22 protein-coding genes are annotated in these 20,880 nt (G+C 58.9%); 10 read left to right on the top strand and 12 right to left on the bottom strand.

Annotation, left to right across the window (positions count from 1 at the left end):
* Nucleotides 1-2: 2 nt before the first annotated feature.
* Entirely contained in the window at nucleotides 3-1,202 is a 1,200-nt protein-coding gene (locus tag DBR18_RS18525) for a glycosyltransferase family 1 protein (protein WP_108591394.1), read from the bottom strand.
* Between the two features lie 36 nt (nucleotides 1,203-1,238).
* Entirely contained in the window at nucleotides 1,239-1,991 is a 753-nt protein-coding gene (cysZ, locus tag DBR18_RS18520; protein ID WP_007968036.1) for a sulfate transporter CysZ, read from the bottom strand.
* A 311-nt stretch (nucleotides 1,992-2,302) separates the two neighbouring features.
* Here cysZ and trxB point away from each other — a divergent pair, with 311 nt between their 5' ends.
* Nucleotides 2,303-3,265: a thioredoxin-disulfide reductase gene (gene trxB / locus DBR18_RS18510; protein WP_003221727.1), complete on the top strand. Its 963-nt coding sequence runs from the start codon at nucleotides 2,303-2,305 to the stop codon at nucleotides 3,263-3,265.
* A gap of 125 nt (nucleotides 3,266-3,390) precedes the next feature.
* Here the strand turns inward: trxB and DBR18_RS18505 are convergent, their stop codons facing one another.
* From DBR18_RS18505 to DBR18_RS18480, 6 genes are all read right to left on the bottom strand, one after another.
* Nucleotides 3,391-3,729 carry a HopJ type III effector protein gene (locus tag DBR18_RS18505; protein WP_108591393.1) on the bottom strand — a complete coding sequence of 113 codons (339 nt, stop codon included), beginning with the start codon at nucleotides 3,727-3,729 and terminating at the stop codon, nucleotides 3,391-3,393.
* Nucleotides 3,722-4,018: a DUF1244 domain-containing protein gene (locus DBR18_RS18500; protein WP_108591392.1), complete on the bottom strand. Its 297-nt coding sequence runs from the start codon at nucleotides 4,016-4,018 to the stop codon at nucleotides 3,722-3,724. Before DBR18_RS18500 ends, DBR18_RS18505 begins: the two co-directional genes overlap by 8 nt.
* Before the next feature lie 68 nt (nucleotides 4,019-4,086).
* Nucleotides 4,087-4,458: a dihydroneopterin triphosphate 2'-epimerase gene (gene folX, locus DBR18_RS18495; RefSeq protein ID WP_108591391.1), complete on the bottom strand. Its 372-nt coding sequence runs from the start codon at nucleotides 4,456-4,458 to the stop codon at nucleotides 4,087-4,089.
* Nucleotides 4,459-5,019, bottom strand: coding sequence for a GTP cyclohydrolase I FolE (folE, locus tag DBR18_RS18490; RefSeq protein WP_108591390.1), 561 nt, complete (start codon nucleotides 5,017-5,019; stop codon nucleotides 4,459-4,461).
* A gap of 21 nt (nucleotides 5,020-5,040) precedes the next feature.
* On the bottom strand, nucleotides 5,041-5,751 hold the full coding sequence (gene folM, locus DBR18_RS18485; protein ID WP_108591389.1) for a dihydromonapterin reductase: 711 nt from the start codon (nucleotides 5,749-5,751) through the stop codon (nucleotides 5,041-5,043).
* 129 nt (nucleotides 5,752-5,880) lie between these two features.
* Nucleotides 5,881-6,450 carry an antibiotic biosynthesis monooxygenase gene (locus DBR18_RS18480; protein ID WP_108591388.1) on the bottom strand — a complete coding sequence of 190 codons (570 nt, stop codon included), beginning with the start codon at nucleotides 6,448-6,450 and terminating at the stop codon, nucleotides 5,881-5,883.
* A 210-nt stretch (nucleotides 6,451-6,660) separates the two neighbouring features.
* Between DBR18_RS18480 and DBR18_RS18475 the strand changes: the two genes are divergently transcribed.
* On the top strand, nucleotides 6,661-7,620 hold the full coding sequence (locus DBR18_RS18475) for a MerR family transcriptional regulator (protein ID WP_108591387.1): 960 nt from the start codon (nucleotides 6,661-6,663) through the stop codon (nucleotides 7,618-7,620).
* A 3-nt stretch (nucleotides 7,621-7,623) separates the two neighbouring features.
* Here the strand turns inward: DBR18_RS18475 and DBR18_RS18470 are convergent, their stop codons facing one another.
* On the bottom strand, nucleotides 7,624-8,229 hold the full coding sequence (locus DBR18_RS18470) for a hypothetical protein (RefSeq protein ID WP_108591386.1): 606 nt from the start codon (nucleotides 8,227-8,229) through the stop codon (nucleotides 7,624-7,626).
* 55 nt (nucleotides 8,230-8,284) lie between these two features.
* Complete coding sequence (locus tag DBR18_RS18465) at nucleotides 8,285-8,761, bottom strand: PAS domain-containing protein (protein WP_108591385.1); 477 nt, start codon at nucleotides 8,759-8,761, stop codon at nucleotides 8,285-8,287.
* Between the two features lie 153 nt (nucleotides 8,762-8,914).
* On the opposite strand from DBR18_RS18465, the gene DBR18_RS18460 reads away from it, so the two are divergent.
* Entirely contained in the window at nucleotides 8,915-9,370 is a 456-nt protein-coding gene (locus tag DBR18_RS18460) for a flavodoxin (RefSeq protein WP_108591384.1), read from the top strand.
* On the opposite strand, the gene DBR18_RS18455 is transcribed toward DBR18_RS18460, so the two are convergent.
* Nucleotides 9,360-10,247, bottom strand: a complete 888-nt coding sequence (locus tag DBR18_RS18455; protein WP_108591383.1) for a LysR family transcriptional regulator — start codon at nucleotides 10,245-10,247, stop codon at nucleotides 9,360-9,362. The two genes, DBR18_RS18460 and DBR18_RS18455, sit on opposite strands and share 11 nt — an antisense overlap.
* A gap of 95 nt (nucleotides 10,248-10,342) precedes the next feature.
* Between DBR18_RS18455 and DBR18_RS18450 the strand changes: the two genes are divergently transcribed.
* The 6 genes from DBR18_RS18450 to DBR18_RS18425 all read left to right on the top strand — a co-directional run bounded on the left by DBR18_RS18450 (nucleotide 10,343) and on the right by DBR18_RS18425 (nucleotide 18,543).
* Nucleotides 10,343-10,729, top strand: a complete 387-nt coding sequence (locus tag DBR18_RS18450) for a CidA/LrgA family protein (protein ID WP_108591382.1) — start codon at nucleotides 10,343-10,345, stop codon at nucleotides 10,727-10,729.
* Nucleotides 10,719-11,405 (top strand): LrgB family protein, encoded by a 687-nt coding sequence (locus DBR18_RS18445; protein ID WP_108591381.1) that lies wholly within the window; start codon nucleotides 10,719-10,721, stop codon nucleotides 11,403-11,405. Before DBR18_RS18450 ends, DBR18_RS18445 begins: the two co-directional genes overlap by 11 nt.
* Before the next feature lie 131 nt (nucleotides 11,406-11,536).
* Nucleotides 11,537-12,319: a class II aldolase/adducin family protein gene (locus DBR18_RS18440; protein WP_108591380.1), complete on the top strand. Its 783-nt coding sequence runs from the start codon at nucleotides 11,537-11,539 to the stop codon at nucleotides 12,317-12,319.
* A complete protein-coding gene (locus DBR18_RS18435) occupies nucleotides 12,319-13,221 on the top strand; it encodes an alpha/beta fold hydrolase (RefSeq protein ID WP_108591379.1) in 903 nt (300 codons plus the stop codon). The genes DBR18_RS18440 and DBR18_RS18435 overlap by 1 nt, the downstream gene beginning before the upstream one ends.
* Before the next feature lie 218 nt (nucleotides 13,222-13,439).
* On the top strand, nucleotides 13,440-14,351 hold the full coding sequence (locus DBR18_RS18430) for an SDR family oxidoreductase (protein ID WP_108591378.1): 912 nt from the start codon (nucleotides 13,440-13,442) through the stop codon (nucleotides 14,349-14,351).
* Nucleotides 14,352-15,042: 691 nt separating this feature from the next.
* Nucleotides 15,043-18,543, top strand: a complete 3,501-nt coding sequence (locus DBR18_RS18425) for a dermonecrotic toxin domain-containing protein (RefSeq protein ID WP_108591377.1) — start codon at nucleotides 15,043-15,045, stop codon at nucleotides 18,541-18,543.
* Nucleotides 18,544-18,595: 52 nt separating this feature from the next.
* On the opposite strand, the gene DBR18_RS18420 is transcribed toward DBR18_RS18425, so the two are convergent.
* Entirely contained in the window at nucleotides 18,596-19,384 is a 789-nt protein-coding gene (locus tag DBR18_RS18420; RefSeq protein ID WP_108591376.1) for an IclR family transcriptional regulator, read from the bottom strand.
* A gap of 165 nt (nucleotides 19,385-19,549) precedes the next feature.
* On the opposite strand from DBR18_RS18420, the gene hmgA reads away from it, so the two are divergent.
* The gene (hmgA, locus tag DBR18_RS18415; protein ID WP_108591375.1) at nucleotides 19,550-20,854 is read left to right on the top strand and encodes a homogentisate 1,2-dioxygenase; all 1,305 of its coding nucleotides are present in this window, start codon (nucleotides 19,550-19,552) and stop codon (nucleotides 20,852-20,854) included.
* Nucleotides 20,855-20,880 lie beyond the last annotated feature (26 nt).

Genomic DNA, 20,880 nt, shown 5'->3' with positions numbered 1-20,880 from the left:
ATTCAGGGCAATGTCTGCGCATTCGGCACCACCTGCTCCCCGACACACGCCCCGCGCAAATGCTTTTCAAACTGCTCGATGATGGCCGCCCAGCCCTGGCGACTGGCATGCTGACGCGCATTCAGACGCACGCAGCGCAAGCGCTCATCCTCCTCCAGCAACCACGCCGCGGCATCGCAGAACGCCTCTTCATCACCCGGCATCGCCAGCACGCCGTTGTAGCCGTGGCGAATATGTTGCGCCGCTGCAGCCTGATCGTACGCCACCACTCCCAAACCGCAAGCCAGTGCCTCAAGCACCACGTTGCCGAAGGTTTCGGTCATGCTCGGAAACAGAAAAATATCGCCTGACGCATAGTGCGCCGCCAGCGCTTCGCCGCGTTGTGAACCGCAGAAAATCGCTTGCGGCAGATCCTTTTCCAGCGCAAGCCGTTGCGGTCCGTCGCCCACCACGATCAGCTTCAGATTGCGCTGTGGATAAGTGCTGCACAGGGTGTCGAAGCAACGCTTGAGCAGACCCAGGTTTTTCTCCGGGGCCAGGCGTCCTACATGAATCACCGCGATGTCCTGCTCACTCAGGCCCCATTGCTCACGTAGTCCGTTCAACCGCTTGGCCGGATGAAACAATTGGCTGTCCACGCCTCGGGAGAGCAGGGCGAGACGGTCGAAATGCCTGCGCTCCAGTTCCAGGCGCTGGCTGACGCTGGGCACCAGGGTCATCGCCGAGCGATTGTGAAACCAGCGCAGATAATGGGTCAGCAGGCGCGTCAGCAGGCCCAGCCCGTACTGGTTGGTGTACTGCTGGAAATTGGTGTGAAAACCGCTGACCACCGAGATCCCCAATCGCCGCGCCGCGCGCAATGCCGACAAGCCGAGCGGCCCTTCTGTGGCGATGTACAGCACATCCGGGCGATGACGTTTCCAGCGCCGCAGCAGCTTGTGCATCGACGACTGGCCCCATTGCAGTCCGGGGTATCCCGGCAACGGCCAGCCCCTGCACAACAGCAAGGCATCGTCCTCGACCCGCTGCGGATCGCCGGCCTGGCGCGGCCGCACCAGTTCCACTTGATGCCCACGCGCGCGCAAGCCATCGCACAAGCGACCAAGAGTATTGGCCACCCCGTTGATTTCCGGTGGGAAGGTTTCGCTGATCAGAGTGATATGCAGAGCTGTCGTCATGACCTCAGTGTCGGCTGAGGCCATGTCGTGTCTGTGACGTTCGGATGATGGATTTGTGACTCAGCGCTGCGTAACGAGATTCTCCGCTCCGCGCTCACGCACCCAGAACAACGTCGCGCCCGCAACGGCGGCTGGCATCATCAGAATGTTCACCACCGGAATCAGCAGCGCCAGATAGACGATCCCGCCAAAACTCATGCTCTGCCAGCGCTTCTGGCGCAACCAGGCGAGCATCTCGTTCCAGCCCAGCTTGTGGTTGTCCGCTGGATAGTCGATGTACTGGATCGCCATCATCCACACGCCGAACAGCAGCCACAGCGGCGCGGCGACGATGTTCACCACCGGGATGAACGAGAGGATGAACAGGCCGATCGCGCGGGGCAGAAAGTAGCCGAGTTTGCGCATTTCCCGGGCGAGGGTGCGCGGGATCATCGCGATCAGTTCGCCCCAGCTGAAGGCCGGGAAATCATCGGTGCCGCGTACCACCACTTCGACTTTTTCCGCGAGGAAGCCGTTGAACGGTGCGGCGATGACGTTGGCAAGCATCGTGAAGGTGAAGAACACCATCAGCGCCACCAGCACCACGAACAGCGGCCAGAGGATGTAGCTGAGGAAACTCAGCCAGTCGGGCAGCGACGGCATCAGGCTGTCGACCCACAGGCTGAACTGATGGCCGGCCAGATAGATCAATCCGACGAACAGCACCAGGTTGATCGCCAGCGGCAGCAACACGAACAGTCGCAGGCCCGGGCTGAGAACCAGTTTGAGGCCTTCGCGCAGGTATTGCGGGCCGGACAGAACAGGGGCGGGCATAAGGTGCTCCGAGCAAGGGAAAACGCGCCGACCTTACCGACTTTGCAACAGGTGTGAAAGCGCGGCAGAGCCATCGACATTCACTGTAACAAAGACGTCGATCTGGTCGGAGTCTGCGCATAGAGACCACCTATGAGCTGGATTGTTAAACCGTATTTCCTTAATCTTGCCCCCCTCGATACGCTGCACCCAACTTTTTACAGGACTGTCGAGCTCATGCCTTCCCCAAGGTTATCCACAGTCCTTTTTTATTCCCGCCGGCAGTCCGGCGTTCCGCGCCAGTCTTTCGGCCCGGTCAACAGGAGCAGGTCATGTCTGAAGTCCGTCATTCGCGAGTGATTATTCTCGGTTCCGGCCCTGCCGGTTACAGCGCTGCGGTCTACGCCGCGCGTGCCAACCTCAAGCCACTGCTGATCACCGGCATGCAGGCCGGCGGTCAACTGACCACCACCACCGAAGTCGACAACTGGCCAGGCGACGTACACGGCCTGACCGGCCCGGCGCTGATGGAGCGGATGCGCGAGCACGCCGAGCGTTTTGAAACCGAGATCGTTTTCGATCACATCAACGCTGTGGACTTCGCCGCCAAGCCGTACACCCTGACCGGCGACAGCGCGACCTACACCTGCGACGCCCTGATCATCGCCACCGGTGCCAGCGCTCGCTACCTGGGCCTGCCGTCGGAAGAGGCGTTCATGGGCAAAGGCGTTTCGGCCTGCGCGACCTGCGACGGTTTCTTCTATCGCAACAAGCCAGTGGCTGTGGTCGGCGGCGGCAACACCGCTGTTGAAGAGGCACTGTACCTGGCCAACATCGCCAGTACCGTGACCCTGATCCACCGCCGCGAAACCTTCCGCGCCGAGAAGATCCTGATCGACAAGCTCAACGCCCGCGTGGCCGAAGGCAAGATCATCCTCAAGTTGAACGCCAACCTCGACGAAGTGCTGGGCGACAACATGGGCGTGACCGGCGCGCGCCTGAAGAACAACGACGGCAGCTTCGACGAAATCAAAGTCGACGGCGTGTTCATCGCGATCGGCCACACCCCGAACACTTCGCTGTTCGAAGGCCAGTTGACCCTGAAAGACGGTTACCTGGTGGTGCAGGGCGGCCGTGACGGCAACGCCACGGCTACCAGCGTCGAAGGCATCTTCGCCGCCGGTGACGTGGCCGATCACGTTTACCGTCAGGCCATCACCTCGGCCGGCGCCGGCTGCATGGCGGCACTGGACACCGAGCGTTATCTGGACGGTCTGCAGAACGCTTCGTTCTAAATCGCAGACACAAAAAAACCGGCTTCGGCCGGTTTTTTTATGAGAGTCAAAAGATCGCAGCCTGCGGCAGCTCCTACAGGAATCGGTGTAGGAGCTGCCGCAGGCTGCGATCTTTTGCTCTTGAATCAGCGGCGAGTCAGCGGCTGTGCTTCGAATTTGACGCCGGCCAGACCGTGCTTGATCAGCGCGCGGATATTGCCGTGGTCGCTGCCTTCAGGCGTCGCCACCACCGAACGGTAATGCTCGCCGAATGCCAGCAGCGCTTCTTCATCACTCAAGCCTTCCAGCAGTGCCAGACCCAACGTCTTGCACGAGCCCTCGTTCTGCCCGGCGGCGTTTTCCACGCCACCGTTGTTGAACGCCTGAGGCTGGTAGTCGTAGTTGGCGGCGATGAAGGCCAGGGTGTCGGCAAAAACGTGTTCGCCGCTCTTGAGGCTGGCGCGCAGGGTGTTCAGATCACTCATTGGGTTTTCCTTTGGCGAACGCCGCCTGTTGTTCGGCGCTGGCTTCTTGCTGGTATTGGGCTTTCCACTCGGCGTAAGGCATGCCGTAAACCACTTCGCGGGCGTCGTCGAGGCTGACCTCGATCTGACGCTCGTCAGCTTCGGCCTTGTACCACTTGGACAGGCAGTTGCGGCAGAACCCGGCAAGGTTCATCAGATCGATGTTCTGCACGTCCTTGCGGCTGTCCAGATGGGCGACCAGCCGGCGGAAGGCGGCGGCTTCGAGTTCGAGGCGTTGTTGCTCGGTCATGATTGGCTCTGTGCAGTTTATTCGTGGCGCGGATGATAAAAGTCTGGCGCGCTATGCGCCAGACACGCTCAGCGGCTGGCGGCGAGGGTGATCGACACCGACTCGGCAAATCGCAGAGCATGCGGCTTGTCGACTTCGACTTCAGCGTACAGCACCGCGGCGTTGGTCATCACCAGATCCAGCAATTCCTGAGTCAGGCGTTCGAGCAGCGCAAAACGATTGCCCTCGACGTGGGCGATGATCGCCTTGGTGATGGTGCGGTAGTTCAGCGCGTGATCAATGTCGTTGTCACGCACCGCTTCCTGCGCGGCGTACTGGATGGTCAGGTTGATCAGCACATCCTGCTTGTTGAGGATCTCGTCCTCGTTGATCCCGATAAAGGTGCGCAAGCGCAGATCCTTGACCCGGATGCGCGCCATTCCCGGTTGAAGTTGTGACATTTACTTGCTCCGTCCAATCAATTGCAGGAACTCCTGGCGGGTGTTGCTCGAGTCGCGAAAGGCGCCGAGCATGACCGAGGTGTTCATGGTCGAATTCTGTTTCTCGACACCGCGCATCATCATGCACATGTGCCGGGCCTCGATGACCACCGCGACGCCGGCGGCATCGGTGACTTGCTGCACCGCATCGGCAATCTGCCGGGTGAGGTTTTCCTGAATCTGCAGGCGCCGGGCGAACATGTCCACCAGCCGCGCGATCTTCGACAGCCCCAGCACCTTGCCTGTCGGAATATATGCCACATGGGCCTTGCCGATGAAGGGCAGCAGGTGATGTTCGCACAACGAGTACAACTCGATGTCGGCGACGATGATCATCTCGTCGCTGTCAGAAGCGAACAACGCGCCATTGACGATCTCATCCACACTCTGTTCATAGCCGTGACACAGGTATTGCATGGCCTTGGCCGCGCGTACCGGGGTGTCGAGCAGGCCTTCGCGGTCGGGGTCTTCACCGAGGCCGATGAGGATCTCGCGGTAATTCTCGGGCAGGGTACGGCTCATGGGAGATCCTCGCGCAGCAGCTTATTTGACGTGCCGTCCGCCGTTGACGGTCAGGGTCGTGCCGGTGACATAGGGGTTGTCGAGCAGATAGCGCAGGCTCTGGTAGATCACTTCGCTGCCGGGCTCGATGCCCAGCGCGGATTTGGCCAGCGCCTTGGCGCGGTACGCCGCGTCGTCGTCGGGATTGAACAATAGCAGGGCCGGCGCGATGCCGTTGACCTTGATCGCCGGTGCATAGCGCGCGGCGAACGACAGGGTCAGGCTGTCGAGCCCGGCCTTGCTGGCGCAATAACCGATGTGCTTGCTGCTGCCCTTGCGCGTGACGTCGTCGCTGATGTGGATGATGTCTGCCGGTGTCGAGCGCTTGAGCAGGTCGGCGCAGTGCAGGTTGATCAGGTACGGCGCGAGCATGTGCACGTTGAGCATGCGCGAGAAGGCTTCGGCTTCGTTGCCCGAGGTTTCCGCCAGCCATTCGGACGCGTTGTGCACAATGGCGCGCAGGCTGTCGGTATGGTTTTTCAGTTCTTCGATGAAGACGAGGATGGCGGCTTCGCTGGAAAAGTCCGCGAACACTCCGATCGCGCCCAGATCACGCAGGGCTTGCACGCCCGGGCGTTCACTGCGGTAGGTGAAGATGACCCGGTGGCCATCCTCGATCAAACGCTGCGCGCAATGCAGACCGACACGCTGGCCGGCACCGGTGATGAGGATCGGGGCGGAGGAAGTGGTCATGTACGGCTCGGGTCGCGGCTGGAGCAAAAACTATAACAGCGACGCCGCTGAAAAGATCGCAGCCTTCGGCAGCTCCTACAGGAACGCCTTCATCTGTAGGAGCTGACGAGTGCAACGAGGCTGCGATCTTTAGCGGTTCTGCGTAGAGGGTGTTGCAGGCAAAGGTCGCGCCGGCACAGCGTTCAACCAGCTGGCCAGCAACCGCGTCGACAGTGGAATGAAGAAATAAACCATCAATGGTGTCAGACACGCCGTGCTGATCAACACCCGCGGCAGCAGGCTCATTTCGCCGAGCAGCGGCCCGAGGACAAAGTTGAACAGCAGTGACACCGGGAAGAACGCCAGCCAGATCGCCACGGCCTGTTTCCAGCGCGGTGGCCGCTGACCGGCAGCGCCGAACCAGCCTTCGATGCCACTGACCCGATGCTCTTTGGGATGTGCGAACAAATCGCTGCCACGGGCCAGCCAGGCGGTACGCGAGGCCGAGTGCTCCCAGGCGTGCAGGGTGTGCTCGTCAACGAAGCGGAAAATGATCTGGAATTCGTTATCACCGGGCGGCGGAGCGAGCACGCCGGAACCCAGGTAACCCTGAAAATCTGTGGCCAGTTGTTCGCCTTCGCGCAGCCAGGCAATCAGGTCCTGATAGCGGCCGTCGGCGACGCGACGCGCAACCATCAGCGTGACGGGGGAAGTAGACATTATGTATCTCCGTATTCCGAGTGCGTCGCTCCGGGTAGGAGTTTCGCAATACGCAGGCGGGGGTAGGAGCCTGCGCTTTTCGACAAGCAAGGATTATTCCTGATTTTGATGACGGTTTCAGAGACTTTCGTCTCTATTCACGGGTTGAACCGATAGAGGGCATCGGATGTAGAATGGGATCCAAATCAACTCAGCGGACTCACCTGCACAATGGCTGTTATCACGGACGTTAACCCTGGATCGCAGGCCTCTGTCGCGTTGGAGCGCGAAGAGCTGTTTCCCATTCGTGAGGTGTCGCGCGTCACGGGTGTCAACCCGGTAACGCTGCGTGCGTGGGAGCGCCGCTACGGTTTGATTCAGCCAACACGCACCGAAAGTGGGCATCGTTTGTATTCGATGACCGAAATCGAGCGCGTGCACAGCATCGTTGAATGGATCGATCGCGGTGTTGCCGTGAGCAAGATCGGCAAGATCCTCGCCAAAACCGAACCGCTGAAAGTGTTGGCGCACGTCATCTCCAATGATCTGGTGCAGGCCGATTATCAGCAGTGGCAGCATCAGGTGCAGGCTGCGGTCAGTGCGTTCGACGATATCGAACTGGATCGCATCTACGGACAGATCTTTTCTTCGTACTCGTTGCCGGTGGTGTTTCAGGACATCCTGATGCCACTCTGGCGCCAATTGCAGCAACACCAAGATGCATTCGGGCAAACCAGCGAATGGTTGTTTTTCGATGGTTACCTGCGTGCACGCGTGCTGCAGCGGATCATCATGTTGCGGACTTCGCAGCCGCGCAAAATCGTGGTTACCGCATTGACGGCTCAGTGCCGGGAGCTCGAATTGCTGGTGGCGGCGCTGTTCTTGAGTGGCAGCGAGTCAGGCGTGCGGGTTTTGACGGCAGGCCAGCCGTTCGACGAGTTGACCCTGGTCTGCGAGAAAATCCAGCCGCAGGCGCTGGTGCTGTTTTCCAATCATGCGCCGGCCCCGGAATTGCCCAGACGCCTGAACCGACTGGCGCTGAGCCTCAACTGTCAGGTGATGCTGGCCGGAGACGCTGCCGATCTGGCCCAAGACAGTCTGGCCGGATCGTCGATCGGCTGTCTGGGCAATGAAGGGGCGACAATGCGTCAGCGCATGACGCAATTTCTCGCGGGGACGCTCGATACCTGACGATCAGGTGTGCAGGGCGGGGTGGGTCAGGCGGTGTTGCTGCAGGATGAACTGGCGCAGGCGTTCGGTTTCGTCGGCATCGGTCTGGCTCAGCTCATAGGCGTAGAAGCCGTGCTCGGTCTCTCGCTCGAAATTGCCGCGCAGGGAAATCCGTTCATAACCTGAAGGGCTGAACCATAGGGCGAAATGCCGGGGTGGTTTGGTCTTGTTGCGCATTTCCAGCAGCACGCCTTTGTGCGACACCTCGTGCACCCACATCATGCCCGGTTGGCCCTTGGCGTTTTCCAGCGCTACCGGCTCTTCGAGGGTCAATCGCCAGGGGCGCACCATCGGCCCGTCTTCGTAGATGCTCGGCACACCCAGGCGCAAGTGCAAGGCATGAAACTCGTCTTCTACCAAGTGCAGCGGGAAGGTCATCTGCTGATTTTCGAAGTTGGCCTGGATGGTCACTTGTTCGTGAGCAGCCAGGCGAGTGAGCAAGTCACGGATCTGCGAACCACCATTGACCAGCAGGCTCGACGTCGCATCCCGCACGTTGAGCTGCGGGTTGTGCTGCATGGTCTGGATAAAATCCAGCTCATCCTGGGTCAGGAGGGCGTCGCGTTGCATGGCCTGGCTCGAAAGAAATAGTTACAAAGTCATTGGTGATTGTAGTTAATGACACTTAGTTCGCTGTTTTGTTTGCGCCGTTCGTCGCTTTCAACGCTGCAAGCTCCGCTTGCAATGCTGCAACCTCGGCCTCCAGCTGAATGACACGCTGCTGAGCCTTGACCTGAACGGTGACATCCTTCTGCACACCGACGAAATAGGTCTGGCCGTCATCGGCATTTTTTACCGTCGAAAGCGACAGTTCGTTCCAGAACGGTGTGCCGTCCTTGCGGTAATTGCGCAGGATCTCCCGGCACGAACCACCCTCGCGCAACACCCCGCGAATACGCTCCAGGCTTGCCTGATCGCGGTCGCCGGCCTGCAGAAAGCGGCAGTCCTGATAGAGAATTTCTTCGCTGGTGTAGCCGGTCAGTCGTTCGAAGGCCGGGTTTACATAAATCAGGATGTTGTCCTGCTCACCTTCCTTTTCCGCGACCACGATCCCGTCGTTCGACGCATTGATCACCATTTGCAGCAGACTGGCATTGATCATCTGTGAATCCTTTCAGCATTGTCGATGGCTCGCATTCTAGAAGATCAATCGGCGCTGTCTATAGGCCATCAGTGTCCGTTGAGAGCCAATCGCAACTTCATCGCCCGGGCTGTTACTATCGCCGCTCTTTTTTTCAGTTTCAGGATCAGATTGATGAAAGTCGCCATCCTCTCCGGTTCGGTTTACGGCACCGCCGAAGAAGTCGCCCGCCACGCCAAGAACCTGCTGAAAGAAGCCGGTTTTGAAACCTTCTACAACCCGCGCGCCAGTCTGGACGATATCCAGGCGTTCGGCCCTGAAGCCTTTCTCGCGGTGACCTCGACCACCGGCATGGGTGAGCTGCCGGATAACCTGCAGCCGTTGTATTCCAGTATTCGCGATCAGTTGCCGATGGCCTGGCGCGGTTTGCCGGGAGCGGTGATCGGTCTGGGTGATGCCAGTTACGGCGATACGTTCTGTGGCGGCGGCGAGCTGATGCGTGAGTTGTTCGCCGAGCTGGGCGTGCGCGAAGTGCAGGAGATGCTGCGTCTGGACGCCAGCGAAAGCGTGACACCGGAAACCGACGCCGAGCCATGGCTGGCGCAACTGATCGCCACCCTCAAGGGCTGATCGCGGGCTCGCGCAGCAAGGCCAGCCAGGCTTGGGCGGCTTTCGACAGATAGGCGCCCTGACGCCAGATAAAGGCGATGTCCCAACGCAGGTAATCCGGTGCACGCAAGGTCAGGCGTACCACGCCCGGACGCTCCAGTGCCCGGGCGACCACGCTGGGCAGCAGCACCACGCCTTGCCCGGCGGCCACCAGTGCCACGAGAAAATCGGCCTGCCCGCTACGCCCGCCTTCCTTGGGCGTGAAGCCCAGTTGCTGACAGGCCTGCAGCAACCGATCGTTGAGCACGAAGCTGCGCTGATAGAGCAGGAACGGCGTTTCGGCCAATTCTTCCAGCCCGATCTCGCCATGTGCCGCCAAGGGGTGATCCACCGGCAGCAACGCATCGAGCTTCTCGTCGCAGAACGGCTGAAAGTCAAACTGCGGGTCCTTCGGCAGCAGACTCCCGCCCAATTCCAGTTCGCCACTGAGCACCGCTTGCTCGATGCTGCGGCTGCCACCTTCAAGCAACTGGATGCTGATATTCGGATAGCGCCGCCGATACTCGGCAAACAGCCCGGCGAACAATGCATCGCTGCCCAGCAGCGGCAGGCCGAGGCGCAGTTCACCGCGAGCCAACTGGCTCAAGTCATCCAGCTCGCTCAGCAACTCATTGCGCAAACGCAACATGCCTTCGGCCCGTTGCAGCACCACGCTGCCTGCGGCGGTCAGGCACAGTTGCGAACCGAGCCGTTCGAGCAATGGCGTGCCCAGACTTTGTTCAAGTTGAGCGACTTGCTTGCTCACGGCTGACTGGCTGATGTGCAGGGTTTTCGCCGCTTGGGTAAACCCGCCCTGATGCATGACTTCGACAAAACTACGCAGCTGTTTGAATTCCATGGCCTGATTCCGTTTTGGAATGGCTGTGAGTCTAACAATTCGCTTCTGGGATGACAGGCCGCTTCGTAAAATAGGCACCTGTAAGGAGTCTCATCATGAACGCTGCATCGCTGAAGTATCTTTCCCGTCTATTCGCAGAACTGGCCGTGTTGCTTGGCCTCTACCTGCTCGGCTGCCAGCTCTCCGCTTGGCTGGCCTGGCCGATTCCCGGCGGGGTCATCGGCATGGCCCTGTTGCTGCTGGCTTTCGCGTTTGGCTGGGTCAAACCGGCGGCGCTGCAACTGGGCGCGGGACTGTTGATGGCCGAAATGCTGCTGTTCTTCATTCCGGCATTGATGAGCCTGCTCGATTACGGCGCGCTGCTGCGCGATGACGGTTGGCGGATTCTGCTGGTGATCGGCGCCAGTACCCTGATGGTGATGCTCGTGACCGCATTCACCGTCGAATTGGCCGTGCGCCTGAGGCGGTCCCATGAAGCTTGAATGGATGCCGATGTTCTGGCTCGCTTTCACCCTGCTGGCGTACCTGTTCAGCCGCTGGATCTATCGGCGCACCGGACGTTATCTGCTGTCGCCCCTGATACTGGTGCCGGCGCTGCTGCTGGCCTTCGCGGTGCCGCTGCACACCGCCTACGCCGAATATTCCAGCAACACCCACTGGTTGATGCTGGTACTCGGCCCGGTGACGGTCGCCTTCGCCGTGCCGATCTGGCAGCAGCGGCGATTGCTTATGCAGCATTGGTCAGCGTTGCTACTCGGTATGTTCGCCGGCAGTGCCGCGTCGATTGCCACCTCGTTCGGTCTGGCCAGGGCGCTGGCGCTCGACAGCTCGGTGACGATGTCACTGGTGCCGCGTTCGATCACCACGCCATTCGCCATGCCGCTGGCGCAGGATCTGGGCGGCGTGCCGGAACTGACCGCGGTGTTCGTGATGTTCACCGGCGTGTTCGGCGCGATGCTCGGAGGCGTGTTGCTCAAGTGGCTGCCGTTGCGCAGTGCCTTGGCGCGCGGCGCGTTGTTTGGTGTTGGCGCGCACGGTGCCGGTGTCAGCCGGGCCCATGAAGTGGGCGGTGAGGAAGGCTCTGTCGCGGGGCTGGTGATGGTGTTGACCGGGTTGCTCAATCTGTTTGCCGCGCCTTTATTGGCGTCGTTGCTTTGACATGGATCCAAGCTGTCTGCATTGCTGACCCGCTCAGTCATCAAGCTGGCTGGCAATGCAACTACGCGATCCCGGGGGGCTGACTAGACTGCTTGCACGTGCAAAACAATAAGAACGCAGAGGTGCATACAGTGAGCGTAGCCCCCGTCCAGTCGTCCCTTGATGTCAAAGATCAGGTCAGTGCCGCAGAGTGGCAGACCCGCGTCGACCTTGCCGCCTGTTATCGTCTGGTTGCGCTGCATGGCTGGGACGACCTGATCTTCACCCACATTTCCGCCAAGGTCCCGGGCACCGAAGACTTCCTGATCAACCCGTTCGGGTTGATGTTCCATGAGATCACTGCGTCGAGCCTGGTCAAAGTCGATCAGGCCGGCAACAAGCTCATGGACAGTCCCTACGAAATCAATCCCGCCGGCTACACCATTCACAGCGCCGTGCATGAAGTGCGTCACGATGTGGTCTGCGTGCTGCACACTCACACCGCGTCGGGGGTGGCCGTTTCGGCGCAAAAACAGGGCGTGTTGCCGATCAGCCAACAGTCGCTGTTCGTGCTGTCGAGCCTGGCTTATCACGCCTATGAAGGCGTGGCGCTGAATCATGAAGAGAAGGCCCGTTTGCAGGCCGATCTGGGCGAGAACAATTTCCTGATGCTGCACAACCACGGTCTGCTGACCTGTGGCAACACCATCGCCGACACCTTTCTGATGATGTTCACCTTTCAACGCGCCTGCGATATTCAGGTCATGGCGCAGACCGGCGGTGCCGAACTGATCGCCATCGAACCGCAGATTCTGGCGGGCGCCAAAGCGATGATCGCCGGCGTGACCAAAAGTGCTCAAGGCATGGGTGGCGCGCTGGCCTGGCCGGCGCTGCTGCGCAAACTCGATAAACAAGACCCCGGATATAAACTCTGATGCCTCTTGCCGAGATTCCTCTGTGTGTCTGGCGCAAACGCAGCCGGACGTTTGTCTTTCGCGGCCAGCCGATCCGTTACTGGACGGCGGGGCAGGGTGAACCGCTGTTGCTGATCCACGGATTCCCGACGGCCAGTTGGGACTGGCACTACCTGTGGCAGCCGTTGGCCCAGCGTTATCGGGTGATCGCCTGCGACATGCTCGGGTTCGGTGATTCGGCCAAACCGCTGGATCACAGCTACAGCCTGCTGGAACAGGCCGACCTGCAACAAGCGCTGTTGGCGCACCTTCAGGTCGAACAACCGGTGCATGTGCTGGCCCACGATTACGGTGACAGCGTTGCTCAGGAACTGCTCGCCCGGCATTACGAAAACCGTGTCGAGGTCGCCAGTTGCGTGTTTCTCAACGGCGGGTTGTTCCCGGAAACCCATCGCCCGGTGCTGATGCAGAAATTGCTGCTCAGCCCGCTGGGCTGGATGATCGGCCGGGCGTTCAGCCGTGATGCGCTGGTGAAAAGTTTCCGGCAGATCTTCGGCCCGCAGACCCGCCCCAGCGAAAGTGAGCTGGATGATTTCTGGAGCCTGATCGAAACCCATCGCGGGCCACGCATCATGCACAAGCTGATCGGCTACATTCCCGAGCGTCGGGTGCAGCGAGACCGCTGGGTAGCGGCCATGCAGCGTGATGAGGTGCCGCTGCGGGTAATCGATGGCGAAGTCGATCCGATTTCCGGTGCGCACATGGTCCAGCGTTATCGCGAGTTGATTGCCGGCGCCGACACCGTGCTGCTGCCGGGCATCGGTCATTACCCACAGATTGAAGCGCCGGTGCAGGTGCTCAAACACTACCTGGCGTTTCGCGATCGTCTGGCGTTGCCGCCGCGCAAAGTCGCATGCTCCTGAACGATCAAAAGATCGCAGCCTGCGGCAGCTCCTACACCGATCTTCTGTAGGAGCTGCCGCAGGCTGCGATCTTTTGATCTTTTGATCTTTTGATTTTGCTGTTCATCATCCCCCAGCCTTATCGCCCACCATTCAGCCCCGGCCCTGTTCGTTGTGAGCGAAAGCCCCGTGCCTGACACTCGGGATTACTGTCCCTCAGGCCTGCTGGAGTTCCTGCGATGAATGAGTCCGTTCGTTTCGAAGATAAAGTCGTGATCATCACTGGCGCCGGTGGTGGCCTGGGCCGGGCGCACGCTTTGCTGTTCGCCCGACACGGTGCCAGGGTGCTGGTCAATGACCTCGGTGGCTCGACTCAGGGCGAAGATGCCAACGCCTCCGCCGCCGACCGCGTGGTGGCGGAAATTCGCGAAGCCGGCGGCATCGCCGAAGCCAACCACGACTCGGTCACTGACGGCGACAAACTGGTGCAGAACGCTCTCGATGCCTTTGGCCGTGTCGACGTGGTGGTGAACAACGCCGGGATCCTGCGCGACAAGACCTTTCACAAGATGGACGACGCCGACTGGGATCTGGTTTATCGCGTCCACGTCGAAGGCGCCTACAAAGTGACCCGCGCCGCGTGGCCGCACTTGCGCGAGCAAAACTACGGAAGGGTGATTTTCACCGCCTCGACCTCGGGTATCTACGGCAACTTCGGCCAGTCCAACTACGGCATGGCCAAACTCGGCCTCTACGGTCTGACCCGCACTCTGGCCATCGAAGGTCGCAAGAACAACATCCTGGTCAACGCTATCGCGCCAACCGGCGGTACGCGCATGACTGAAGGCCTGATCCCGCCGCAGGTTTTCGAGCAGCTCAAACCGGAATTGGTCAGCCCGTTGGTGGTGTACCTGGCCAGTGAGCAGTGCCAGGAAACCTCTGGCTTGTTCGAAGTCGGTGGCGGCTGGATGGGCAAGGTGCGTTGGGAACGCAGCCTCGGTGCCGGATTCGATCCGCGTAGCGGGTTCTCCCCGGAAGATGTCGCGGCGCACTGGCAGCGGATCTGCGATTTCGAAGGGGCGGCGCATCCAAAGGACAATATCGAGGCGCTGAAGGAAATGATGGGGAATTTGCAGAAGTATTCGCTTTGACGATCAGGGTCATCAGTCCTGAACTTGAATACTTTTTCGGGACGTGGAACCGGAGTTTTCCACGGCCATAAAAAAGGCCGCTGCAAACGCAGCGGCCAAGGTAAGACGTTGGATCAAGGAGCTACAAATCAACGTCAGTGAACACCGGGGCGATGAACCGGAATTGCCGACTCATCTGAAATCTGTCGCCAGTCGCTTCGGGAACTGAGCGTAGCTGGCTTCGCGCTTTACGGCGTGACCGTGAAAGCGCGCTCAGAATACGGCGTTGCTTGTGTGGGAAAAACAGCGATTTCAGACATGCACTATTACGGGGCGTGCAACAGTCGCGAGCGCTCGGATAACGCTTGAGGTTCTCCTTGCACTCGCTTCTCACAAACGGTTCCTGCACTGATCGGATACTTGCACTGTAGTTCGTACTGCTTTGTTGTAAGGCAGTGTGTGCAAACAAAAGATAAATAACAGGCACTGCAGCGCATTGGTTATGTGCGGCCCCACGCTGTGTGAGGCGCGGGTTAACTTGTAATTGGATGTTCGTTAAGTGCATTTATTTAAGTTTTGGGTTTAATGGTTGGGTGGAGGACATGCTTGGCAAAGTGTTGGAACTATCCGTCGTTCAGGATTCGATATTAGTTTGAATGGAAGTTCTGGTGGTGGCCAGTTCGTTCTTACCAAACCGAAAGAGACTTTTGAAGTGACTATTGATAAAGCTGTGAACGCAAATCTGATTGAACAGGGTGAGGCATTGTCTGTTGTTGCTCTTGAATTAAGCCATGTACCTGCATTCAATGCAGTTGTGCAGGATTGTTTGAGTGAGGCCATCTGGAAGATTGCCCCCGGGGTATTGGTCAGCAAGGTTTATATTAATTCCCGGGAGGGTTTCCCTCCGCGGGATGAAGCGCCAGTCGGGCGCCTGCTGGATGTTTTTCTGAAGAGTCTGGAGGCCGGAAAAGCTCCACGTTATTCGGACGACTACGCAATCTATGATTTTCCAAACTCCACAGACCCGCGAGATATCATTCCGAATATTGAAATATCGGCAGTCGAGAAAATTCTGCGTGATCTGCTCGCGTCGTTTTCGGAAAAATACACCACCGAAATAAAGAAATATTGGGAAGTTGCCGGGCGCAATGCAGGTAAAGGCGCGTATCCGAAACTTTCGCGACAGGATGCACTGGCCGTTCTTCAAGCCGTCCTGTTCACCCGGGAACTCGAAACGTTCTCGCAACTGGGTGGAATTACTCAACAGGAAAGAGCGCTGATCGATGTAACGGTCAACCTCGGGCTGACGGGAAGCTGTTATGGCGTTTATATCGAAACCCGCAATGGTGAGTATGCGGAACAACCCGCGATGTTCGTGGTTCCGCTGAAAAAACCGATTTATGAAGAACTGAAGCCTGAAGGCAATGATGCGTGTGTGCTTTATTCCCCCAATCGCGGCGTTGAGCGGTTTGCCTCTTCTTATCAGCTCAAACAGGCGCTGGTAGCGCGATTGAAGTCGGACGACACCCGTGATGAATTTCTCCAGGCATTGCCGATCAAGGTGCGAGAGGGGGTGGTCTACGGTTCTGATATTCGCTTTTTGAAAGTTAATGCGAACCTGTTTGAACGCTATACGCAGCAGATGCTGGCCAAATCCTGTAGCGATGTTCAATACCATCTTGAGCGTCTGAACAGCGCAGGCTCGCAGCGAGCCGCGACAATGGCTGCTGTATTGTCGGCGCAGTCAATGGCTCCCATTTTGCGAGAAGCCAGACAGCGTCATGCGCAACTGTTGAAGCTCGTAGAGAAAAACGCTTGGCCGCAGTGGTTGAAAAATACTTCCGAGGTCAATCAAGAGGTTTATGTATCGCTGCAACAGCGCTTGCTTGAAGCTGAGGTCAATCACCATCAAACGACTCGTGGCGTCGCTTCACTCAAGGACTACGCCCGCCTTGCCGTGGAGGACTTCATATCGCCGGGTCCCCAGGAGCGGATCGATCCCGACACTATATTTGTCACTGTATTACATACCGTTGCGCTGGCTGACGGAAAGAAGGTGGAACTCAGCGAACGCAAGACCCTGACGCAGGTATTCATGCAGGGGGCTCATGATCCGGCGGGTCAATACCGGGTTGTTCTGGAGGCGTTCAGTGATAATCCGAAATTGACACCTTCCAATATCGTTCGCGCTATCGAGAGCCTGAACATCCGCGTGAACTATAACGTCGCCCGGCGCACGCTGTATTCGCAACCTGAAGTTGTCGAGTCGATGCGTGAAGTCTTTGGCCGCAAGACGGCACTGTCCATGTTTTCGGCAATCTTGCAAAAACACGTGTCCCCAAGTGCTCAGGATCTTGTGACGCGTTATAACTTCGGCGACCGTTCGATCGAAACCACGAGCGTATCGTTACGCAGCCGCGTCAAGCCATTCAGGGACATTTTGGTCTATCGCCGCAAAGGTGCCGGAGCCGAGCGAGGCGCTCATGTACTGCATATGCCGGGCTTTGCGACAGGGCAGGAGTGGTTCGAGTTCGCTGATCTGAAGGCGTTGCAACATGAAATAGCGCGCTGGGCGTTTGATGCGAAAACGCTGCCCTACTTGAGGGCGCAGGAACACGCGAGCGATGGCCACGCGCTGGAAAGCATCTACCTGACTGATGAGCCTCACATGATGCTCAAAGAATGGTGGTGGTCGGGTATCGAGTTGAGGAGTCTTTCTGAAGATGGACCGCTGATGGGGGCCGTTCGTCAATCGATCATGTGGGACGCGGAACAAACTGAATTCGCCACGCCAGCCTGGTTCAGAAATGCCAAAGTCGCGGATCAGAAACTGGTCAACCGCCTGAATCATGATTTCAAAGCTGTTTACCATTACTCAAAAGAACTGCTTGAAATAGTGCCCTTCAAGGAGTTTTCCGCACGATTGGTAAAGAATGAGCTGAAACAGTACTTCAGCCGCAAGGGCACACCAGTGGATATCAATCCGGATGAAGTGTGGGTCCATTTTCACGCCGATTCGAAGATCAGCCTGACCGATCTGTTCATTCAGTGGCAGCTGTGGCGCAGCGATGTCAGTGTGTTCCAGAAGTTTTTTTCTTGGGTAAATCCTGCCGGCTCTACCTATATCGCTTTGCAGGAGCAATTAAGAACCGCCTCGTTCTGGACATTTACCAATCAACCGATTACCCAGCTGAATGCCAAGGTTATCAACGAGTTGATTGACCTGCTGCCGGGCGAGAAATATGCGCAGTACCTGGAAGATAAATTCCTGACCGCGTCCGACGTCAGCCTGAAGGTCAGTCTTTATCGAAAGACAAAGCAAAATGAAATGCTCAGGACTGCGTTATTGCAGAAAATCAAGGGTGAGCTGTCGCAGGATCAGTTCGACTGGCTGCAGCAACTGATCAACGGGTTCGATCATGATTTGCCACGCAACGGTGCGATCAATGTTGGCGGTGCTCCGGGAATAGGGGTTTATGAGTTGACGCTCGCGGGCCGGGCTCTGACAGGCGCCTACGTATTCGGGCGCAAGGTCAACGGTCGAGACGAATTCATGATCTACGTGCCCAATACGCGCGATGGGAAGGATTTCTTTCCGTTGAATCAGCTGGCTTCTCGACTTGGCTATGAATGCAGGTCAGCGGCCTTGAAACTGGTTCGTCTTGAGCACAAGGCGATTGTAGAAAGTCTGGTAGAAAAATACGCCAGCAACCAGCCGCCAATCGCTCAACCTCAACTGACAAACAGTTACCCGATCTTGAGTTTCCGTAGCGAATATACCCAAATGATCGGACACATTCTCAGTGATGTGGACTTCCAGACGACCAGTCCCGCTGAAGCGGCCTGGAAAGATGCACGGCTGCTGGCCGATCTGGCCCTTGATGTGGCTTCGATGTTTATTCCGCCGCTGGGTTTTGTGGTGTCGGTGCTGCGTATTTCGCAATCTGTCGTTCAGGGCATTGTCGCTTACAGTCAGGGCCTGGACACCGCGGGTAATGCGCATTTTGCTTCGGCCTGGAGAGGGGCGATCACGCTGTACGTCGGCAAAGTCGCGGCAATCGGTGCTCCTGTCAATCCGCTTGCGCTGTTGTCGAGTATCCGCGATATCGCTGACCTCATGACAGCGGTAACTGGGGTTGAGGTGAGCATCAACTACCTGACAGCGGTGGCTACACCGCCGTCGACCGTCAATAGCACATCCCGTCTGATCTGAGGCAATGGGCGGCACGAATAACCGCTTGGGTCGTTCGTGCCAGTACCCTGAGTCAGTTACCTTGGGTTTCAAACCCCATCCGCCAACTCACGGCCCGCGTCGCCGCCAGCAATCGCTGCGCCGCCGGGCCGTTTTCGTCGGCGTGGAACAGTGAGGTCGGCCCCACGATGGTCAGCACCGCCGCAATGTGCCCGACGGCGTTGAAAACCGGCGCAGACAGCGCATCCACTCCCGGCATCAGCAAACCATGAACATGATGCAGACCGCGCGCGCGGATCTGCTGGCACAAGTCCGAGTAAGTGTTTTCTTCTGCCAGCGGATGGTCGCCGCTGGCAATTTCGTGGGCGCGCAGATCAGCGGTTTCCCTTTGCGGCAGATAGGCACTGAACACCAACCCGGTGGACGAGCTGAGCAGCGGCAGGACGGAACCCAATTGCGTTACCACCGTCACCGCACGCACCGCCGGTTCGATATGCACCACGGTTGCACCCTGATTGCCCCACACCGCCAGAAAGCAGGTTTCGTTCAGTTCGTCGCGCAACTCGGACAGCGGCAGGGCGGCGACTTTCAGCACGTCCATACTGTTCAGGGCAGCGAGGCCCACGCGCAACGCTTCACGGCCCAGACCGTAGTGGTTGGTGGCGGCGTTCTGCTCGGCAAAACCGCTGGCGATCAGCGCCTGAAGATAACGGTGCACCTTGCTGGCCGGCATCTGCACGTGTTCGGCCAGACGCGACAGCGAGGTGGAGGGCGACAACTCGGCCAATGCCTTGAGGATGTCGGTGCCGACCTCGGCGGAGCGGACTTTCTGTTTGCCGTTGCTGTCGCTGGTTTTTTCCATGGTGCGGCCGGGATCCGTAAACGAATGGGCGTCTTTATAGCTTGACGCTGGATAGCGAGCAAATTACGTTATTCGTAATCGAATTACGATAATAACAACCCCGGCGTGCGCAAACCTCTGAGCCAGAGCGATGGGCCACTGCCGACTCCCTGTTCAGGAGGCTCCATGAACCTCGATTCAAACGCGTCGGAGCTGGCGTACCAGTCCGGTTTCGGCAACGAATTCAGCAGTGAAGCGTTGCCCGGCGCCTTGCCCATCGGCCAGAACTCCCCCCAGAACGCCCCCTACGGCCTCTACACCGAATTGCTATCCGGCACCGCATTCACCATGACCCGCAGTGAAGCGCGGCGTACCTGGATGTACCGGATTCAACCGTCGGCCAATCACCCGGCGTTCGTCAAACTGGAGCGGCAACTGGCCGGCGGTCCACTGGGTGAAGTGACCCCGAATCGCCTGCGCTGGAACCCGCTGCAGATCCCGGCCGAGCCGACCGACTTCATCGATGGCCTGGTCGGTATGGTCGCCAACTCGGCGGCGGAAAAGCCTGCCGGCATCAGCATCTACAACTACACCGCCAACCGTTCGATGGAGCGGGTGTTTTACAACGCTGACGGCGAACTGCTGCTGGTGCCACAACTGGGGCGGCTGCGCATTGCCACCGAACTGGGTGTGCTGGAAGTCGCGCCGCTGGAAATCGCCGTGCTGCCGCGCGGTCTGAAATTTCGCGTCGAGCTGCTTGATCCGCAGGCACGCGGTTACGTCGCCGAAAACCACGGCGCTCCGCTGCGCCTGCCGGATCTGGGGCCGATCGGCAGCAACGGTCTGGCCAATCCACGTGACTTCCTCGCGCCGGTCGCCGCTTACGAAAACCTGCAGCAGCCGACCACGCTGGTGCAGAAATTCCTCGGCCAGCTGTGGGGCACCGAGCTCGATCATTCGCCGCTGAACGTGGTCGCCTGGCACGGCAATAACGTGCCGTACAAATACGATCTGCGCCGCTTCAACACCATCGGCACCGTGAGTTTCGATCACCCCGATCCGTCGATCTTCACCGTGCTGACCTCGCCGACCAGCGTGCACGGCTTGGCCAATCTCGACTTCGTGATCTTCCCGCCGCGCTGGATGGTGGCCGAGAACACCTTCCGTCCGCCGTGGTTCCACCGCAACCTGATGAACGAATTTATGGGCCTGATCCAGGGCGAGTACGACGCCAAGGCTGAAGGCTTCGTGCCTGGCGGTGCGTCGCTGCACAGCTGCATGAGCGCCCACGGCCCGGATGGCGAAACCTGCACCAAAGCGATCAACGCCGACCTCAAGCCCGCGAAGATCGATAACACCATGGCCTTCATGTTCGAGACCAGCCAGGTACTGCGCCCAAGCCGCTTCGCCCTCGACTGCCCGCAACTGCAATCCACTTACGACGCCTGCTGGGCCACGCTGCCCGCCACGTTCGACCCGACCCGGAGATAACCCATGACTCAGACTTCCATCACCCG

The organism is Pseudomonas sp. HMWF021, assembly GCF_003061005.1.
GTDB lineage: Bacteria > Pseudomonadota > Gammaproteobacteria > Pseudomonadales > Pseudomonadaceae > Aquipseudomonas.
The sequence above is the reverse complement of the archived record's forward strand: the minus strand, read 5'-3'. Positions and strand labels throughout refer to the sequence as shown.

What these genes read in the sequence shown, in the direction of transcription:
- cysZ (WP_007968036.1), bottom strand. Translation starts at nt 1,991, where the DNA reads ATGCCCGCCCCTGTTCTGTCCGGCCCGCAATACCTGCGCGAAGGCCTC.
- hmgA (WP_108591375.1), top strand. Translation starts at nt 19,550, where the DNA reads ATGAACCTCGATTCAAACGCGTCGGAGCTGGCGTACCAGTCCGGTTTC.
- DBR18_RS18500 (WP_108591392.1), bottom strand. Translation starts at nt 4,018, where the DNA reads ATGACCGAGCAACAACGCCTCGAACTCGAAGCCGCCGCCTTCCGCCGG.
- folM (WP_108591389.1), bottom strand. Translation starts at nt 5,751, where the DNA reads ATGACCACTTCCTCCGCCCCGATCCTCATCACCGGTGCCGGCCAGCGT.
- DBR18_RS18430 (WP_108591378.1), top strand. Translation starts at nt 13,440, where the DNA reads ATGAATGAGTCCGTTCGTTTCGAAGATAAAGTCGTGATCATCACTGGC.
- DBR18_RS18450 (WP_108591382.1), top strand. Translation starts at nt 10,343, where the DNA reads ATGAACGCTGCATCGCTGAAGTATCTTTCCCGTCTATTCGCAGAACTG.
- DBR18_RS18465 (WP_108591385.1), bottom strand. Translation starts at nt 8,761, where the DNA reads ATGATCAATGCCAGTCTGCTGCAAATGGTGATCAATGCGTCGAACGAC.
- DBR18_RS18525 (WP_108591394.1), bottom strand. Translation starts at nt 1,202, where the DNA reads ATGGCCTCAGCCGACACTGAGGTCATGACGACAGCTCTGCATATCACT.
- DBR18_RS18475 (WP_108591387.1), top strand. Translation starts at nt 6,661, where the DNA reads ATGGCTGTTATCACGGACGTTAACCCTGGATCGCAGGCCTCTGTCGCG.
- DBR18_RS18470 (WP_108591386.1), bottom strand. Translation starts at nt 8,229, where the DNA reads ATGCAACGCGACGCCCTCCTGACCCAGGATGAGCTGGATTTTATCCAG.
- DBR18_RS18420 (WP_108591376.1), bottom strand. Translation starts at nt 19,384, where the DNA reads ATGGAAAAAACCAGCGACAGCAACGGCAAACAGAAAGTCCGCTCCGCC.
- folX (WP_108591391.1), bottom strand. Translation starts at nt 4,458, where the DNA reads ATGTCACAACTTCAACCGGGAATGGCGCGCATCCGGGTCAAGGATCTG.
- DBR18_RS18445 (WP_108591381.1), top strand. Translation starts at nt 10,719, where the DNA reads ATGAAGCTTGAATGGATGCCGATGTTCTGGCTCGCTTTCACCCTGCTG.
- DBR18_RS18435 (WP_108591379.1), top strand. Translation starts at nt 12,319, where the DNA reads ATGCCTCTTGCCGAGATTCCTCTGTGTGTCTGGCGCAAACGCAGCCGG.
- DBR18_RS18455 (WP_108591383.1), bottom strand. Translation starts at nt 10,247, where the DNA reads ATGGAATTCAAACAGCTGCGTAGTTTTGTCGAAGTCATGCATCAGGGC.
- DBR18_RS18460 (WP_108591384.1), top strand. Translation starts at nt 8,915, where the DNA reads ATGAAAGTCGCCATCCTCTCCGGTTCGGTTTACGGCACCGCCGAAGAA.
- DBR18_RS18480 (WP_108591388.1), bottom strand. Translation starts at nt 6,450, where the DNA reads ATGTCTACTTCCCCCGTCACGCTGATGGTTGCGCGTCGCGTCGCCGAC.
- trxB (WP_003221727.1), top strand. Translation starts at nt 2,303, where the DNA reads ATGTCTGAAGTCCGTCATTCGCGAGTGATTATTCTCGGTTCCGGCCCT.
- DBR18_RS18505 (WP_108591393.1), bottom strand. Translation starts at nt 3,729, where the DNA reads ATGAGTGATCTGAACACCCTGCGCGCCAGCCTCAAGAGCGGCGAACAC.
- folE (WP_108591390.1), bottom strand. Translation starts at nt 5,019, where the DNA reads ATGAGCCGTACCCTGCCCGAGAATTACCGCGAGATCCTCATCGGCCTC.